The organism is Solirubrobacter ginsenosidimutans (assembly GCF_027587205.1).
The window spans coordinates 129,750-147,200 of record NZ_JAPDOD010000003.1 but is presented as its reverse complement, the minus strand read 5'-3'; the positions used below and the strand labels follow the sequence as shown (position 1 = coordinate 147,200).

Genomic DNA, 17,451 nt, shown 5'->3' with positions numbered 1-17,451 from the left:
TGAGGAACTCGTAGACGTCCGCGAGCGAGCCGTACTCGGTCAGATGCGCTGCCAGCCTTCGCGCGTCATGGTCACGAGGTACTCGCCGGGTGCCTCGGGCACGTTGCGTCCGACGATGTCCGCCAGCCGCCCGGTGCCGCCGATGATCTCCATTCCGGCCGCCGAGAACGTGCGCTCGTTGAACACGTGCGGAGAGAGCAGCGGGTTCGTCAGCGCCTGCGAGAAGGCGTCGACGCCGACCATCCGGCCGATCAGCGACGGCAGCACCGAGTTCGGGCGCGCGTCCTCCGCGAACAGGCCCGGGAAGAACTCGATCCGGTCGACGTGGCCGTAGAGGTCCTTCAGCGCCGACTGCGTCGCCTCGTCGCCCGTGATCTGGTCGAAGTCGGTGACCCGCGGGAACGAGGCCAGCGCGCGGTAGTCGTTGTAGGGCGCGAGCTGCACGGCGCGCGCCTCGCGGATCGAGGCGAGCTCGACCGGCCGCAGCGCCGGATCGGTGTTGAACACGCCGACGCGGTTGGCGCGGTGGCGCGAAGCGTCGTCGATCAGCGGCCCGACGCCGCGCTCGACCACCAGCGCGGGGTTGAAGATCGTCTTCCACACCGGCTCGCCGTGCAGCGTGGGTGGGATCAGCCCATGCCAGCGATAGAGCAGGTTGAACTCGATCGCCATCCAGTTGGGGCGGATCCAGGCCTCCCGCTTGAACGGGACCGGGTCGGCCTGCAACCGGAAGTGATAGGGCGTGATGTGGTTGATGTACTCCTCGATCACGATCTTTATCAGGAGCACGATCATGATGTTGCGCGCCGTCTGGAACAGCCGCTCGTCGTCCCAGCCGGGGTACGCGTCGGCCAGCACGCCCGCCACGCGGTTGTGCTCGCGCAGGAAGAGCGTGTTCAGCAACGTGAAGCCGACCTGCGAGTTGGTCGTGTCACTCCCCGCGGCGAAGAGCGTGTCCAGCCGGTCGGCCGGGATCTGGTCCGGCCGCACGACCGTGAGCTCGCTGAACTCGGGCTTCTTGACGCCGCCGTCGTAGAGATACGGCGGGAACTCCGCGCCGCCGATCCGCTGGGACTTCAGCCGCCCGCCGGCGTGGGCGCGCAGCTGCTCGGTCCAGGCCGGCGTGACGCCGTAGAGCGGCAGCAGGTCGATCTCGTGGCGCGAGTCGTTGCGCCGCGGATCGCGTGGCGCGTGGCGGTCGGAGCGCAGGAAGCCGTCGGTGAACCACTGCGCGAAGTAGGCGAACAGCACCGTCGACTTGGGGCACGGCGTGCCGGCCCCGGAGCGCGTGAACAGGTCCGCCACGCGCTCTTGGTCAGGAAGCCCGGAGGCCTTCACCGGCGGAAGGTGACGGCCTGAGTACGTCCGGTCGGTCAGTGAGGACCACGACGTGTAGGGCTCCAGCGTGCTGAGGGCGTTCGGCCGTGCCGGCATGGTCGACACGGCCGAGTTGATCAGCGCGTGGTTGGTGATGCGGCGTAGCCGCGGGCGTGAGTGCAGGAACCTCCAGGCCGGCTCGAAGTTCGTGAGCACTGAGAACTGCAGCTGGTTCTGCCAGCCGTCACGCTCGCGGCTGCGCGTCACTTCTTGGTCACCTTGAAGGCGATGGTCCGCGCCGCACCGCGGTTGCCGGCGGCGTCGATCGGCGTCACGACCGCGCGGTAGTCACCGGCGGCGAGCTTGCGCTTGGGAAGGGCCACGATCCCGGACCCTCCCACACCGACCTTCACGGTGGCAAGCTTCGTGATCACGGTGCACTTCTTGCCCTTGTGGGCGCCGGCCTTGCACTTCTTGCCCACCTTGCGGCCGGCGCGGACGCGCTGGAGGTCGATTGAGAGCGTGCCGCCCTCGGTCAGGCCGACCTTGAGCTTCAGCTGTGCGGTCGGCTTGAGCTTGGCCGAGACGGCGCCGAGCGACTGCAGGACCGGAGCGGTCACGTCAGACGCCGGGTTCCCGCCGCCTCCGCCGCCGCCACCGTTGCCGCCGCCGTTGTCGCCGCCACCACCGTTGCCGCCGCCGTTGTCGCCGCCCTGCGGAGTGGGATCGGGAGCCGGCGCGGGCGGGTCGGTCACGACGCCGCTGAGGTTCGTGAAGACCTCGATGCCGGCCGGGAACTTGTTCGAGCCGTTGGAGTCGGCGCCGATGCGCACCCGCAGCTTGTGGCCGAGGTCGTCGGCCTTGATGACGTAGGTCGCCGACTTCGCGCCGGAGATCGTCGAGCAGCCGGTGCCGTCGGCGTCGCACTGCTCCCACTGGCGCGTGTAGGTCGTGCCCGGGAACTTCCAGGTGCCGACGTCGGACACGAGCGTGTCACCCACGTAGGAGGAGCCGCTGAGCTTGGCGGGCGTGAGCTGCGTCGCCGTCTGCGGGAAGATCTCGTTGGAGATGCCACTGCAGCCGAGGGTCGTGCTGCCGCCCGCGTTGGTGCCCGTCACGGTGACGCAGAAGCGATGCGTGACATCGGCGTCGGTGAGCGTGTAGGTCTGCGCCGTCGCGCCGGCGACCGGGTCGCAGTTGTTGCCGGCCGAGTCGCACGAGTACCACTGGAACGAGGTCGACGTCGCCGCCGGGTTGAAGCTCCACGCGGTGGCGGTGAGCTTGCCCCCGGACTGGGGCAGCGAGGGCTCCGGCGAGGTGACGAGGATCGACGCCGTCGAGGACTGGTTGGCGCCGGGAAGCGTCGCCGGGTTCGCGGTGGATGCGCTGGTGATGGCGCTGCTGGCCTTCGAGAGCCCGAACGTCGGGAAGTCGTTCTTGCCGGTCACGACGAGGCGGAAGGCGTACTTCGTCGCCGTCTCCGGGATCACGTAGCTGGAGGTCGTGGCATCCGGGATGTCGGTGCAGCTGGCCCCGACACAACGCTGCCACTGGTACTCGAACTCGATCGTCTGCGTGCCGGTCCAGCCCCCGTTGGAGAGGACGTGCAGCGTCTGGCCCTGCACGGGCGTGGTGTCGTCGATCGTCGGCAGCTGGCCCGCGATCGGGACCGGCGGGGTGAACGTCAGCGCGTAGCCGCCGTCGGACTGCGTGCCGGCGAGCATCGTGCCGGGGGTCGTAGTGAAGTTGGTCAGCGCCCAGAAGATCGTGTTGTTGCCGAGGCCGGTGTTGGTGACCTTGCGCCAGTTGACGGCGCCGGGGATCGGGCCGTTGCCGGTGGTGCCGGCGAACATGCCGTTGGCGGTGCCGACGTACAGGCGCGTCTCGTTGACGCCGGCGAACTGATGCATCGCGCGGACGGTGTAGTCGCCGAGCTGGTGGGAGCCGATGCCATTGATCGCCGACCAGGTGATGCCCGCGTTGATCGAGCGGAAGACGCCGCTGCCGGGCGTCGCGGCGTAGAAGATGTTCGGGTTGTGATCGTCGGCGAAGACGCGCAGCGTCGTGCCCGAGATGCCGTCGCTGGCCAGCGTCCAGTGCGAGCCGAAGTCGATCGAGCGGTAGATGCCACTGCCGGTGGCGGCGAAGATCACGCCCGGGATGAGCGTGCCCATGCTCCACACCGACTCCGAGCGCGCCATCCCGTTGTCCGGGGCCGGCGGCTGCCAGGTCGCGCCGCCGTCGGAGCTCTTGTAGACGCCGCCGCTGGCCACGCCCGCCAGCATCTGGCCGCCGAGGCCGGTCAGGACCGTCTGCACCGGGACATTGAGCTTCGTCGGATGCTTCGGATCGTCCTCCGGGCCCTGCGCGACCGGCTGCCAGCTGCCACCGGCGACCGACTTGAAGAGACCGGCGGTCGTGCCCGCGTAGGCGGTCGTCCCGCTCGTGAACACCGTGCGGACGTTCATCGCGCCGGGTACGGTCTCCAGGCCGCTCGAGAACTTCGACCAAGTGGCACCGTCGGTGAGCGAGCGATAGACACCATCGTCCTCGGTCGCGGCGTAGATCGTCGTCGGAGGCGTGCCGGTCGCGTATTCGCGGACCCAGCTGGCGCCGGAAGCGTCGTTGAGGCCGGGCAGGCCGTTCCAAGTGCCGAGGCCCGCTTGCGCGGGCGCGGCGCCGATCGTGGCGATCAGGAGAGGTACTGCGAGGACAAGGAGTCGGGGCAAACGCATGGTGGCGGCAAGCTATTCCCGGAGCCCGTGGTTTATTCGTGAGCCAGCATGTGTCCAGGTGGCGGTTAACCGCCGTAATGGCCCCAAGCACGCGTCAAGGTTCCGCCAAGAATGCGTTGACAATCTGCAGCCAATGAGCACGACAGCCAAGACGGCCGGCCGCGGTCTGGCCTCCAACTGGGACCTTGCCCTGACCTCCTCCGCCCTGCTGCTGATCGTGGGCGGCCTCGTCGCACCCCGCATCCGGCGCCTGCTCGCCGGTGAGCCCGACAACGCAGCGCCCGCAGTGTCGTAGGAACTCCAAAGGCGCGCCCGCGGGCACGGCCTTAGCTTCGCTCCCGAGTCGTCTGAGGGAGAGAGAGCCATGCAGGAGAACGCGCCCCTGAAGCGCAATGCGATCGGGTACGCGTCGAGCGTCGTCATCGGCGTCGCGTCGACCGCCCCGGGTTACAGCCTGGCCGCCGTGCTGGGCTTGATCGTCGCCGTCGCCGGCGTCGGCGTGCACGCCCCGGGCGTGCTGATCGTCTCGTTCGTGCCGATGCTGCTGGTCGCGCTCGGCTACAAGTACCTCAACAAGGCCGATCCTGACGCGGGCACCACGTTCGCGTGGGCGACCCGTGCCTTCGGCCCGATGACGGGCTGGCTGGGCGGGTGGGCGATCATCGTCGCCGACCTGATCGTGATGGCCAACCTGGCCCAGATCGCCGGCCTGTACTCGTTCCTGCTGTTCGGCGTCGAGGCGCCGTCGACGCTTGCCGTGACCGCGGTTGGCGTGGTCTGGATCGCGATCATGACCGCGGTCTGTGTCATCGGCGTCGAGGTCAACGCGCGCACGCAGCGGTGGCTGCTGGCCGCCGAGATCGTGACGCTGGCGGCATTCGCGGTCGTCGCGCTCGTGCGTGTCGGGCTCGGCGACGGCGCCCTGACACCGCAGCTGGACTGGTTCTCGCCGTTCGCGGTCGGCTCCGTGGGCGCCCTGACGTCCGGCCTGCTGGTCGCGGTCTTCATCTACTGGGGCTGGGACTCGCTCGTGTGCGTCAACGAGGAGACTGAGGACGCCGAGACCGTTCCTGGCAAGGCCGCCGTGATGTCAGTCCTGATCCTGGTCGGCATCTATGTCATCGTCGCCACGGCGGCGATCGCGTTCGGCGGCGTGGAGCGGCTGGCGGGGGATTCCTCCGGCGACGTCCTCGGCCTGCTCGCGGGTGACGTGTTCGGCAGCGCGGTGCTCGGCAAGGTGATGATCGTGGCCGTCCTGACGTCGGCGGCGGCCTCGACCCAGACGACGATCCTGCCCACCAGCCGCACCGCGCTCTCGATGGCGCGCGCGAAGGCCGCGCCCGCCGCTCTGGCCGCGGTCCACCCGCGCTACCTGACCCCGCACGTCGCGACCTGGATCATGGGCGGTCTGTCGATCGCCTGGTACGTCGGCCTGACCGCCGTCTCGACCAACATCCTCTTCGACTCGATCGCCGCCCTGGGCCTAATGATCGCCTTCTACTACGGACTGACCGGGTTCGCGTGCACGTGGTACTACCGGCGGGCGCTGACGAAGAGCGTCTCCGGCTTCTTCCTCGCCGGCGTCGCGCCGTTCGTGGGCGGGGCGATCCTCGCCTTCGTCTTCGTGCGGTCCTGCTTCGACCTCGGCCGCGCCGACGCGGGCTCGACGACCTACTTCGGTCTGGGCTCGCCGCTGGTCATCGGGATCGGGTTCCTGCTGCTGGGCGTGGTGCTGATGGGCATCTGGCGGGCCGCGGGGCATGCCGAGTTCTTCCGCCGCCGCCCCGAGGCCGCCGCTCCCGACGCGCTGGGCTCAACCCCGCTGCGTGTCGGTGCCCACGAGGAGTTGCCCGCCGTCGTTTGAGGCGTAGGCGTTGCAGGTCACGCGGTGCCCGCGCCGCGTGATCGTGTAACTGAGCTTGGTCCCGGGCTCGCGCGTGGCCGCGTGGCAGCGCTTGCCGGTGAGCGTCACCGTCGTGCGCTGCGACGGCCCCCAGGTCGGGTTCGGGTCGAGGATGAAGTCGCGGTAGCGAGCGACCTCGGCGAACACGCTCGGTGAGTGATCCGCGCCGCACTTGTCGCCGCCCCAGCTGACGACCCCGAGCTGCGTCGTTCCTTCGATCAGCGGGCCGCCGCTGTCGCCGAAGCAGCCGGAGCTGAGCGGCTGCTTGCCGTCCGGGTCGCCGGCGCAGAGCATGCGGGCGGGGTTGAAGCGCTCGCCGGTGCCGGGGTGGTTGCGCGCGTAGACCTTGGCGCAGTCGCTGTCACTGACCTGGCGCAGCGTGGCCTGGCGCAGGCCGCCGCTGAGCATCTCGGCCTCGCTGTGGTGGGTGCCCGGGGCGAACGGGCGGCCGGACCCGATGATGCGCGCGAGGCCGGTGGTGGGCTTGTCGGCGAGCGTGACCGGCGTGACGGATGTGACCGGTGCGTCGAGCTGAACGATCGCGACATCGTCCAGGTAGTTCTCGCCGTTGCGATGGCGCCAGCCGGGATGGAGCGCGACCTTGGTGACGGTGCGCAGCTCGCCATTGACCGCGACCTGGCCCATGTCAGATGCCGTGTGGCCGGTGGCGCAGTGCGCGGCGGTGAGCAGCCGGTCGGGTTGCACGAGCGTGCCGCCGCAACCGCTGACGTAGGTGAACCACGGGACGTCTTTCGGGTCGAGCTTCTCGCCGCCGACGACGGCCTGGGCGGGTACCGCCGCCACCAGGCTGATCGCCAGTGCGGCGAGCGTTGAACATCGGAGCATGTGCATGGGTTTCATGGTCCCGGGGCGGACCGTCCGGTTCGCGGGAGAGAACCCTCCTCGTGTGGTGCGCGTGCGGAACGCGCGACGTGCGGTTATCCGCCGGGCGCGTGCAGCGCGAGGGTCAGCTCGGCGATCGTCGCCGGTTGCCGGAGGCTGCGGCCGAGCAGCTTCTCGACGCGTCCGAGGCGGTAGCGCAACGTGTTCGGGTGCACGTGCATCGCCTCGGCGGTGGCGTTGACGTCCATGTCGCGCGCGAAGTACTCGACCAGCGCCTCGAGCAGCGGCGGGTTGGCCTTCAGCGGCGCGAGCAGCTCCTCCACCCGCGGCCGGATGTGTTCGGGCGCGACCTCGGCCAGCAGCAGCGTGGCGAGGTCGAAGTCCTCGTACGCGAGTTGCCCGTCGGTGACCCGCTCGACGGCGAGCAGCGCGTCGCGGAACGACCGCGGCACGTCGGCGACATCGCAGACCGGCCGCCCGATCCCGGCCCGCAACCCGGGCAGCGCGACCGCCCCCTGGAGGAGCGCGACCGCACGGTCGCCGCGCGTGGTCACGAGGTGCGCGACGCCCGCATCGGCGGCCGCGCGCTCGAGCAGGTCCGCCCGCGCGCCGCCGCCGCCCGCCACGCCACCGCCCGCCGCCACGCCACCGCCCGCGCTCCCGCGCGTCTCTCCCACCACCACGACTCTCGCCGCGGTCGTGAAGTCGAGCCCGAACGACCCGGCTCGGGCCGCCAGCGCTCGCACGTCGCGCGTTCCCTCCAGCGCCTCGTCGAGCAGCGCCGAGCGGATCGCGCGTTCCTGGTCGCGCGCGAGGTCGCCCAGCCGCTCAGTCGCCGCCAGCAGCGGCACCGCTGCCTGAGCCGCCGGCCGCGCCAGCCGCGCCGCCAGCACCCGGCCGCGGCTCGCGACCGCCAGCCAGCCCGTCTCGCCGATCGGGACGCTCACGACGTGCCAGCCCTCGTGCTCGAACTCGCGCTCCTCGACCCGCGCAGCGAGATCGGCGTCCGGGACCGGTCCGCTCGCCGCCTCGACGCGCCCGTCGGCGCCGAGGATCAGCACGCCCGCGTCGAGCATGCGCGCCAGTCGCTCGACCATCACCTCGCGCGGACGCGGCTCCTGCAGCGCGTCGACGAGGTGGCGCTGGATGGCATTCAGGCGCTGGTAGGTGTGGAGGTCGCTGGAGAGCAGCGAGCGGTTGATGAAGCCGACGATGTCCCGGAACGGGGTGCCGAGCGGCACCGCGAGGACCGGGAACGAGCGCTCGCGGGCCTCGTCGAGCAGCGCGCTCGGCACGCGCTTGAAGACGAGATCGATCCCGATGCCCAGCGCGGCCATCCCGCCCTCGTCGAGCTCGCGCACCAGCGCCTTCTGCGCGGCGACGCTGCCCTTCAGCCGCAACCCCGCCGTGAGCATGATCCAGTGGCGCTCGAGGAAGCGGCTCGGTTCCTCGACGTCGATGCTGTGCGCGCCCGCGACCTCGCGGTCGAGCGCACCCGCGCCCCCACTCAGCAGTGTGAGCCCGAGGTCCTCCTGGGCGACGAGATCACCGAGGACCAGCGCCGACGTGGCGGTCTGCACCCTCGGAGAGTCTGACGGTCCGGCTACCGGGCGTAAAGGCGGCGAGCGACTGGTCCCACCGCTCTCCCGGCCAGCGGTAGCTCACGGCACGTGCCAAGGGCTGATAGACCGCCGTGTAGAGCGTGCCAAAGCCGCGGGAGAACTCGGTCGCGTAGAGCGGTGGCGCGAGGAAGGCGTCCTCAGTGGCGCGGTGCAGCGCCGCGAGGCGCTCGACGCTGCGGGTCGCCGCCGCGTGCTCGGGCCAGTCGACGTGCTCCTGATGGTTCGTCGCGATGGCCGGGAACACGACGCTCGCCGCACGGTCGGGCCCCACGTGCACGGTGGCGGCGCTCGTCTCGTCCGCCAGCGTGAGGTTGTACGGCGCGTGGACCGGGAGCCGCGCGACGGTCGCGCACGCCTGTTGGACCGTGTCGCAGGTCTCCAGCAGGTAGCGGACGACGAGCGTGATGCCGAAGCCGTCGCTGCGGACCTGGCGCCCACCGAACGCCAGCGCCACCGCCAGCCCCGCGTCGTTGACGCCGTCGAGCAGCCCCCACAGGCAGTCGCTCATCCCGAGCACCGGGCGGGTGATCGCGCTCTTGAACACGACGCCTTCGATGCGATCCGGGTGGTAGTCGTAGTTGCGCACCAGCGCACCGTCGATCACCGCCTGCGAGCACCCGGCCAGCAGTGCGGGCGGGTCGTAGAGCGACAGGACCCGCGCGGCGAGGTCTCCCCCGCCCGCGGCGACGACCAGCTCTTCCCACGTCGGCACCAGTTCCGGCATGTGCTCCAAGAGCGCCCGTCGCGACTGGACGAAGGTCGGCCGCGCGGCGTCGCCGTCGCGCAGGTACCACTCGATCAGGGCCGGCAGCAGCGCGTGGATGCGCGCGGCGCTCGGGAGCGGCTCGTCGATGGCGGTGAAGGTCAGCGAGGCCGCGTCCATGCGGCCTCTGAGGTTAGGCCTTGAAGGCCAGGGCGTCGTGCGGGCGATCGACGACGGCCGCCGGAGCGAGCGGGATTCCCTCGAACTGCGCCCGGATCGCCTCGATCCACTGACGCGCCTTGGGCGTCAGTTCGTTGTCGTCGGTCTGCATCCGTGAGCGGGCGACCAGCAGGCCGAGGTCGGCGCCGGGGTAGCGGTACTCGCCCTCGCCCAGCACCTGCAGGTAGAAGGCCTCGGCCTCTTCGTGGATCGCGTGCCAGTCGTTGCCGCGGCCGCGGAAGGTCGCGCTGCCGTCCTCGTTCAGGCGCCAGATGCCGGTCTGCGGCGCGGCGGTCAGCAGCTCGACGTCGGCGCGCGTCTCCTTGATGATCAGCTGGCTCCACTCGTCGGCGGCGGCCGAGCGCGCCCAGCGGGCGTTGAGCTCGGCGACGTCGAGCTCGTAGTCGAGGTCGAGGTACTCGGCGAGGTGCAGGAGCACGAGCGGCATGTCGGCGTAGGCGCCGGCGCTCACGCTCGTCATCGACGTCACGCCGCTCAGGCGCGGGTTGAGCTCGCCGAGGTAGAGCTCGCCGGTGTCGACGTCGAGCAGGTAGTCGACCTCGAAGAAGCCGCGGTAGCCCTCGGCCGCGAGCCGGTCGCCGAGCTGCTCGGTGAGCACGCGGGCGCGGTCGCGCTGCTCGGGCGCGAGCGCGTCGTCGTAGATGTCGTTCCCGCACCAGCCGCCGCGGTAGGGCGTCAGCTCGGGATAGCCGGTGAGGTCGCGCATGACGGGCCCGACCACGGTCCCGTGACGGGTGATGACCGCCTCGACCGCCGCGGCGCGGCAGTTGATGCGCTTCATGACCTTCAGTTCCTCGTCGACCAGGTCCTCCGCGTGCGCATCCCAGTCGCGTTGCCCCTTGATGAAGAACGTGGTCTTGCCGGAGTCGCCGTAGGGGGTCTGGACGACGAGGTCGTCGCCGAGTCCGTCGGCGAGCGTCAGCAGCTCGTCGTAGTTGCTCGCCCGCCCGAGCCGGTTGGGCACCGACGGCACACCCGCCTCGTTGCCGAGCTGCGTCGTGACGATCTTCGAGTCCAGCCGATGGCGCAGCTCCGCGCTGGGCAGCGCGATCTTCAGGCCGATCTCCTCACACAGCTTCTCCGTCTCCTCGTCGAAGAAGACGAAGAGCGCAAGGCCGCCCGCGACGTGATCGAGCACCTCCTTGTGCGACAGCAGGTAGTTATTGATGTCCTCGATCGACGTGAACTCACGGTACGGGCGCTCCTGGGGGACGAAGACCTGCGGGTGCGCGCCCGCGAAGCTGTCGAAGTAGTTGACGTAGGAGAAGCCGCGGACCCACCGGTCGATGCCGAGCAGGTTGAACGCGGTGGGCGAGATGAAGTAGATCGGGGTCCGGTTGGTCCGGAAGTACCCGCGTAGGTCAGACGTACCGCGCAACATGGAGCAACTCCTCGATGTGCTCTGCCGCCGCGAGGACAGCGCCGTCGGCGCCCCGCGGACCGGTGATCTGTAGGGAAATGGGCAAGCCGTCGCGGCCGCGGCCCATGGGGATCGCGCAGGCCGGCAGCCCCGCGAGGTTGGCGTCGAACAGGTAGGCGCCCCAGTCGGGGACCGTGGGCGGGGCGGCGAGGCTCGCGTCGAACGCCTCGCAGCCGACGGTGGGTGTGAGCAGCAGGCCCGACCGCTCGAACAGCTGCGCGTACGCGCGATGGATCTCCTCGCGGTACATCTGCGCCCGGATGTAGGCCTCGGCCGTCACCGCATCACCCGCCTCCAGGAACGACCGGGCGTACCGGCCGAGCTCCGGGCTCGCGAACGCCTCCGCGTCCGCCCACCGCGCCTCCGCCGTGGCGATCGCCGCCCACGTGGCCGCATTGTTGGGCAGGTTCGGCGCGTCGTCGTTCGCCCCCACCTCCGCGCACACGTTGCGGAACGCGGCCCGCACCTCGTCGTCGAGCGTCCCGAGCGTGTCGCACGCCGCGAACCTAAAGGGGACAGTCCCCTTTAGGTTTCCGTCGCCCGAGATGGGGCCGTCCGCGCCCGCGGCGAAGGTAAAGGGGACAGTCCCCTTTAGGTTGACGTCGACGCTGTGGCGGTCGTAGGGGTCCTCGCCGGCGAGCGTCTCGAACATCAGGCGGGCGTCGGCGACGCAGCGGGCGAGCGGGCCGTAGGCGACGAGGGTCTTCCACCCCTGCGAGCTCGGTTCGCGTGGGACGGCGCCGAAGGTGGGCTTGAAGCCGACGATGCCGCAGAACGCGGCGGGGATGCGGATCGAGCCGCCGCCGTCGCCGCCGAGCGCCAGCGGGCCCACGTGCGCGGCGACGGCCACCGCCGCGCCGCCCGAGGAGCCGCCCGGCGTGCGGGTCGGGTCGTGCGGGTTGTGGGTGCCGGGCGTCGTCCCCGCGTAACAGAATTCCGGTGTGGCGGTCTTGGCGAAGATCACGGCGCCCGCCGCCTCGAGCCGGCGCACCGCGGTCACGGTCTCGGCGGGCACGTACGGCGGGACGGCGCGGGTGCCGTGGCTGGTGGGCACGCCGGCCATGTAATGGGAGTCCTTGACGGTAAGCGGCACGCCGCAGAGCGGGCCGCCCTCGCCAGCCGCGAGCTGCGCGTCGGCGTCGATCGCGGACGCGAGGGCACGCTCGTCGAGCCGGAGCGCGAACGGATTGAGGTCCGCGACGGCCTCCGCACGTTCCAGGACGGCGGCGAGCGCCTCGACCGCGGAGCACTCCCGCGCTCGCAGCGCGGCGGCCAGTTCGACGGCACCCAGCTCCCAGATCTCCATGGCTCGGCAGACTCCTGGTCGCAGGGTCCCACCGGAATGGTGGGAAGTCCAAAGCGGGCGACGGGCTTTGTCGGCGCCACAGTGCGTCTGATCGCGCGAGGCGGGGAGACTGGTCGACATGACCGCATCGCAGATCCAGCCCGAGACGCTGCTGGCCGACCGCGAGCGCTGGGTCGCGCGCGGCGTCAGCGCGCCCGCCATCGTCGCCGTGTCCGCCGAGGGCGCTCACGTCCAGGGCGCCGACGGCGTCCGCTATCTCGACTTCGCCGGCGGCATCGGCTGCCAGAACCTCGGCCACAACCCCGAGGCGGTCGTCGAGGCGATCCACGCGCAGGTCGACCAGTACCTGCACCAATGCTTCATGGTCGCCGCGTACGAGCCCTACGTCGACGTCTGCCGCAAGCTCGGCGAGCTCTCCCCCTGCCGCGGCACCGACCAGAAGTCGATCCTCTTCAACTCCGGCGCCGAGGCCGTCGAGAACGCGGTCAAGATCGCCCGCGCCGCGACCGGCCGCCCCGCGATCGTCAGCTTCGACCGCGGCTTCCACGGCCGCACGCTGATGACGATGACGCTGACCTCCAAGGTCAAGCCCTACAAGAAGGGCTTCGGGCCGTTCGCCCCGGAGGTCTATCGCGCGCCCGCCCCGTACCCGTACCGGGGCATCACCTCCGACGACAGCATCGCGGCGCTCGAGCAGCTCTTCCTCGCCCACGTCGACCCGGCGAGCGTCGCCGCGGTGATCCTCGAGCCCGTCCAGGGCGAGGGCGGCTTCATCGAGATGCCCGCCGACTTCCCCGCCCGCCTGCGTGAGCTCTGCGACCGTCACGGGATCCTGTGGATCGACGACGAGGTCCAGGCCGGCGTCGGCCGCACGGGCCCCGTGTGGGCGATCGAGCACTACGAGGACGCGCAGCCGGACCTGCTCGTGAGCGGCAAGTCGCTCGGCGGCGGGCTGCCACTCGCGGCCGTGACCGGGCCGGCGTCGGTGATGGACGCCGTCGACCCGGGCGGCCTCGGCGGCACCTTCGGCGGCAACCCGGTCTCCTGCGCGGCGGCCAACGTCGTGCTCGACGCCGTTCCCGCCATGCGGGCGCAGTCCGAGGCGCTCGGCGTCAAGCTCCGCGCCGCGCTGGAGGACATGGCGACGCGCGTCGAAGCGATCGGCGAGGTGCGCGGCCTCGGGCCGATGCTCGCGCTCGAGATCGTCCGCGACCGCACCACCAAGACCCCGGCGCCGGACGTCGTCGGCGCGGCGGTCGCGGCGGCCCGCAAGGAAGGTCTCCTGCTGCTCGCTTGCGGCCTGCACGGCAACGTGATCCGCCTGCTGCCGCCGCTCACGATCACCGACGAGGAGCTCGATCGCGGGCTGAAGATCCTCGAAGCCGCGTTGGTGTGAGGATTCGCTCATGCACGCCCTCGATCCCCTCTCCGCGGACGAGTTCCGCCAGGCCGCCGCGATCCTGCGGCGCGACCACGGCGTCAGCGACCGCTGGCGGTTCGCGTCGATCGAACTGAAGGAGCCGGAGAAGGGCGTCGCGAGCGCTGCGCGCGAGGCGATCGTGGTGTGCTGGAACCGGGACGGCGGCGCCGCCTACCGCGCGGTCGTATCGCTCACCGACGACGCCGTGGTCTCGTGGGAGGACCTGCTGGGCATCCAGCCGAACCTCACGCCGGACGAGTGGCACGAGTGCGATGAGGCGATGCGCGCGGAGCCGCGGCTGATCGAGGCGCTGCGCAAGCGCGGGATCACCGACATGGACAAGGTCCTGTTCGACGTCTGGGGCTACCGCGGGTTCCTCGTGCCGGAGCAGTACGCCGGGCGGCGGGTCGGCTGGACGGACACGTGGTTCCGCAGCGCGCCCGGCTCCAACCCGTACGCGAACCCCGTCAACGGGCTGCACTGCGTCGTCGACCTCAACACGATGGAACTGCTCGAGATCGAGGACACCTTCGTCGTCGACAAGCCGGACGGCGTGATGGGCGAGTACGTGCCGCGCCACGTGCCGAACCTCAAGCAGCGCGATGACCTCAAGCCGGTCGAGATCACCCAGCCCGAGGGTGTCTCGTTCACGCTGGACGGGCACGCGCTGACGTGGCAGAACTGGTCGCTGCGGCTCGGCTTCAACCACCGCGAGGGCCTGGTGCTGCACACGCTCGGCTTCGCGGGGCGGTCGATCGCGCACCGGATCTCGCTCGCCGAGATGGTCGTCCCCTACCGCGACCCCTCGCCCGACCACTACCGCCGCACCGCGTACGACATCGGCGAGTGGGGCCTCGGCTTCATGACGCAGTCGCTCGAGCTCGGCTGCGACTGCCTCGGCGAGATCCGCTACGTCGACGCGGTGCTGCACGACACGGCGGGCGAGCCGTACGAGATTCGCAACGCGGTCTGCATCCACGAGGAGGACGACGGCGTGCTCTGGAAGCACGTCGACCACGAGGAGGGCGCCGAGGTCCGTCGCTCGCGCCGGCTGGTGATCTCCGTCCACGTGACCGTCGCCAACTACGAGTACCTCGTCTACTGGCGGCTGTACCAGGACGGCTCGATCGAGTGCCACGTGCGCGCGACCGGGATCATGGTCGTCGGGCACCTGGATCCGGGCGCGCCCGCCGAGCACGGCACGATGGTCGACGAACGCACCTACGCGCCGTTTCACCAGCACTTCCTGATCGCGCGGATGGACCTGGACGTCGACGGACCCGACAACACGGTCCACATGGTCGAAACGTCCGCGGCGGGCTACAGCTCCTCCGACCCGCACGGGCTGGGCCTGAAGCAGGTCTCGGAGCCGCTGCGCGTGGAGGGCTTCCAGGACTACAAGTGGGAGACGCAGCGGGGGTGGAAGGTCGTCAATCCGTCGTCGCTGAACCACGTCGGCACGCCGGTCGCCTACAAGCTCGTCCCGGGCGCGACGCTGCCGCACATGCTGCCCGACGACTCCCCCGTGCTGCGCACCGCCGAGGCGCTGCGCCACACGCTGTGGGTGACGCCGTATTCCTCCGAGGAGCGCTGGCCGTGCGGGCCGTTCCCGAATCAGTCCTCCGTCGACGAGGGCTTGCCCGCGTGGACCGCCGCCGGCCGCTCGATCGAGGACACCGACGTCGTGCTCTGGTACGTCTTCGGCATCCACCACATCACCCGCATGGAGGACTGGCCGATCATGCCGGTGGACACGGTCTCGTTCTGGCTGAAGCCGTTCGGCTTCTTCGATCGCAACCCGACCCTCGACGTCCCGCCCCAGCCCGCGCACTGCGAACACGAATAGGGCGTCCGCCGCAGCGAAGATCGAGCGTTCACCCGATGTGAGGGGTGCAGCGCGACCGTAGCGTCGCGCCATGGCGACAGACGGCGTCCGGCCGGATATCCAGGCGTTGCGAGCACTCGCCGTCGTCCTGGTCGTCCTCTTCCACTGGTGGCCCTCCGCGCTGCCCGGCGGGTACATCGGCGTCGACGTCTTCTTCGTCATCTCGGGCTTCTTGATCACCTCGCTGCTGCTGCGCGAGATCGACCGCAGCGGCCGGGTGTCGCTCACCCGCTTCTGGGCCCGGCGGGCACGGCGCATCCTTCCCGCAGCGCTCCTGACCCTGCTGGTCTGCGCGCTCGCGACGGTCCTCGTCGTCCCGATCGGCTTGTGGCCGCAGTTCCTCGCCGAGTTGCGCGCAAGCACGGTGTACGTGCAGAACTGGCAGCTCGCGGCGGACGCGAGCGACTACTTCGCGGTTGCCGAACACGTCCGCTCGCCGGTCCAGCACTTCTGGTCGCTCTCCGTGGAAGAGCAGTTCTACGTGCTCTGGCCGGCGGTGCTCGCCGTGGCGGCCGGGCGGCGGCGGACGCTGGTCGCCGCGATCGCCGCCCTGACGGCGGTGAGCCTCGCCTACTCGCTGTATGAGACCGGCGGCGATCCGGCGGCCGCGTACTTCGTCACCCCGGCGCGGGCGTGGGAGTTCGGCGCGGGCGGTCTGCTGGCCGCGGCCGGCCCCGCGTCCCGGCCGTCGGCGGCGCTGTGCTGCGCGGGTCTGGGGGCGATTCTGGTGGGGGCGGTGCGCTTCTCGCCCGCCACGCCGTTCCCGGGCGTCGCGGCGCTGGTTCCGGTACTCGGCGCGGCCGCCGTGATTCACGCCGGCCCGTCGGTGCGCGCCCTCGCCGTCCGTCCCGTGCAGTTCCTCGGCAACCACTCGTACTCGATCTACCTGTGGCACTGGCCGTTGCTGGTCCTCGCACCGTTCGTGCTCGCCCACGAGCTCGACCCCGGCGTCAAGGTCGTGCTGCTCGCCGTCACGCTCGTGCTCGCCTGGCTGTCGAAGCGGTTGGTCGAGGACCCGGTGCGCACGTCGGTGCGGCTCACGCCGTGGTGGACGTTCTCCGCGGCGGGCGCGGCGACGCTCGGCGTGCTCGCCGTCGTCGCGGGCGCGACCGCGAGCGTCGACGATCAGCTCCGCCAAGCCCGTCATGCTTCGCAGACCGTGCTCGCCGCCGCGCCGAAGTGCTTCGGCGCGGCCGCGCACGATCGCGAGCACCCGTGCCGGAATCCGGCGCTGCGGCTCTCCGTGGTTCCGACTCCGCTGGAGGCGCACGCGTTGCCCAACCTGCCCTGTCCGGTCGTCGAGCGTCGCGGACCGCTGCAGGTGTGCACGTTCGGTGCGCGGACCGGGACCGCCGTCGCGCTGCTCGGGGACAGCCACGCCTCGCACTGGCGGGCGGCACTCGACGTCGCGGCGCGCTCATCGGGGTGGCACGGGCTGTCGATGACCCATACCGGCTGTCCGCTGTCGATCGCGGCGCCGGCTCTGCAGGAGCCCGAGCGCTCGCTGTGCGAGGACTGGCGCCGGCACGTCTTCGCGTGGTTCCCGCACCATCCGGAGGTGTCGACGGTCTTCGTCTCGGCGATCTCGGCTCCGCGCGAGGACTTCGAGGCCGAGGTGCGCGGCTACCTCGGCGCCTGGGAACGGCTCCCCGCGACCGTGCAGCGGATCGTGGTCCTGCGCGACACGCCGCGGGTGCGGGGGAACACCGACGTCTGCGTCGAGCGCGAGCTCGCGCGTCACCACGAGGCGGGACCCGCGTGCGCGGTGCCGCGTTCGGGCGCGGTCGCGCGCGACGCCGAGGCGGTTGCGGCGTCGCGGCTGCGGACGGGGCGGGTGCGGGTCGTCGACCTGACCGACTTCCTCTGCGACCCGCGGCGGTGTCAGCCGGTCATCGGCGGCGCGCTCGTCTACAAGGACAACAACCACCTCACGACGGTCTTCTCGAGATCGCTCGGACCGTATCTGCGCCTGGCGATCGAGCGAGCGGGTACACCTTGATGACTGTTCGCGCGCTGGACATCGATGCTCGTCGCGGCGGTGGCGGCCGTAGTACTGA

At 71.0% G+C, this 17,451-nt stretch carries 12 protein-coding genes; 5 read left to right on the top strand and 7 right to left on the bottom strand.

What is annotated here, in order from left to right; genetic code table 11:
* Positions 1 to 39: 39 nt before the first annotated feature.
* On the bottom strand, positions 40 to 1,584 hold the full coding sequence (locus tag OM076_RS05580; RefSeq protein ID WP_270038497.1) for a peroxidase family protein: 1,545 nt from the start codon (positions 1,582 to 1,584) through the stop codon (positions 40 to 42).
* Complete coding sequence (locus tag OM076_RS05575) at positions 1,581 to 4,052, bottom strand: hypothetical protein (RefSeq protein WP_270038496.1); 2,472 nt, start codon at positions 4,050 to 4,052, stop codon at positions 1,581 to 1,583. Before OM076_RS05575 ends, OM076_RS05580 begins: the two co-directional genes overlap by 4 nt.
* A 133-nt stretch (positions 4,053 to 4,185) precedes the next feature.
* Here OM076_RS05575 and OM076_RS05570 point away from each other — a divergent pair, with 133 nt between their 5' ends.
* Together OM076_RS05570 and OM076_RS05565 are read left to right on the top strand one after the other, a co-directional pair.
* On the top strand, positions 4,186 to 4,347 hold the full coding sequence (locus OM076_RS05570; RefSeq protein WP_270038495.1) for a hypothetical protein: 162 nt from the start codon (positions 4,186 to 4,188) through the stop codon (positions 4,345 to 4,347).
* Positions 4,348 to 4,416: 69 nt separating this feature from the next.
* Positions 4,417 to 5,916, top strand: coding sequence for an APC family permease (locus tag OM076_RS05565; protein WP_270038494.1), 1,500 nt, complete (start codon positions 4,417 to 4,419; stop codon positions 5,914 to 5,916).
* Here OM076_RS05565 and OM076_RS05560 read toward each other — a convergent pair.
* The 5 genes from OM076_RS05560 to OM076_RS05540 all read right to left on the bottom strand — a co-directional run bounded on the left by OM076_RS05560 (position 5,866) and on the right by OM076_RS05540 (position 12,089).
* Positions 5,866 to 6,801: a S1 family peptidase gene (locus tag OM076_RS05560; protein ID WP_270038493.1), complete on the bottom strand. Its 936-nt coding sequence runs from the start codon at positions 6,799 to 6,801 to the stop codon at positions 5,866 to 5,868. The genes OM076_RS05565 and OM076_RS05560 overlap by 51 nt on opposite strands.
* 92 nt (positions 6,802 to 6,893) lie before the next feature.
* Positions 6,894 to 8,378: a PucR family transcriptional regulator gene (locus tag OM076_RS05555; protein ID WP_270038492.1), complete on the bottom strand. Its 1,485-nt coding sequence runs from the start codon at positions 8,376 to 8,378 to the stop codon at positions 6,894 to 6,896.
* A complete protein-coding gene (locus tag OM076_RS05550; RefSeq protein WP_270038491.1) occupies positions 8,344 to 9,303 on the bottom strand; it encodes a C45 family autoproteolytic acyltransferase/hydrolase in 960 nt (319 codons plus the stop codon). The genes OM076_RS05555 and OM076_RS05550 overlap by 35 nt, the downstream gene beginning before the upstream one ends.
* A 13-nt stretch (positions 9,304 to 9,316) precedes the next feature.
* Entirely contained in the window at positions 9,317 to 10,744 is a 1,428-nt protein-coding gene (locus tag OM076_RS05545; protein WP_270038490.1) for a biotin carboxylase, read from the bottom strand.
* On the bottom strand, positions 10,725 to 12,089 hold the full coding sequence (locus OM076_RS05540) for an amidase (RefSeq protein ID WP_270038489.1): 1,365 nt from the start codon (positions 12,087 to 12,089) through the stop codon (positions 10,725 to 10,727). The genes OM076_RS05545 and OM076_RS05540 overlap by 20 nt, the downstream gene beginning before the upstream one ends.
* Before the next feature lie 118 nt (positions 12,090 to 12,207).
* Here OM076_RS05540 and OM076_RS05535 point away from each other — a divergent pair, with 118 nt between their 5' ends.
* From OM076_RS05535 to OM076_RS05525, 3 genes are all read left to right on the top strand, one after another.
* Positions 12,208 to 13,485, top strand: a complete 1,278-nt coding sequence (locus tag OM076_RS05535; RefSeq protein WP_270038488.1) for an aspartate aminotransferase family protein — start codon at positions 12,208 to 12,210, stop codon at positions 13,483 to 13,485.
* A gap of 10 nt (positions 13,486 to 13,495) precedes the next feature.
* Entirely contained in the window at positions 13,496 to 15,355 is a 1,860-nt protein-coding gene (locus OM076_RS05530) for a primary-amine oxidase (RefSeq protein ID WP_270038487.1), read from the top strand.
* A gap of 70 nt (positions 15,356 to 15,425) precedes the next feature.
* Positions 15,426 to 17,393 (top strand): acyltransferase family protein, encoded by a 1,968-nt coding sequence (locus tag OM076_RS05525; protein WP_270038486.1) that lies wholly within the window; start codon positions 15,426 to 15,428, stop codon positions 17,391 to 17,393.
* The last annotated feature ends 58 nt before the right edge of the window (positions 17,394 to 17,451 follow it).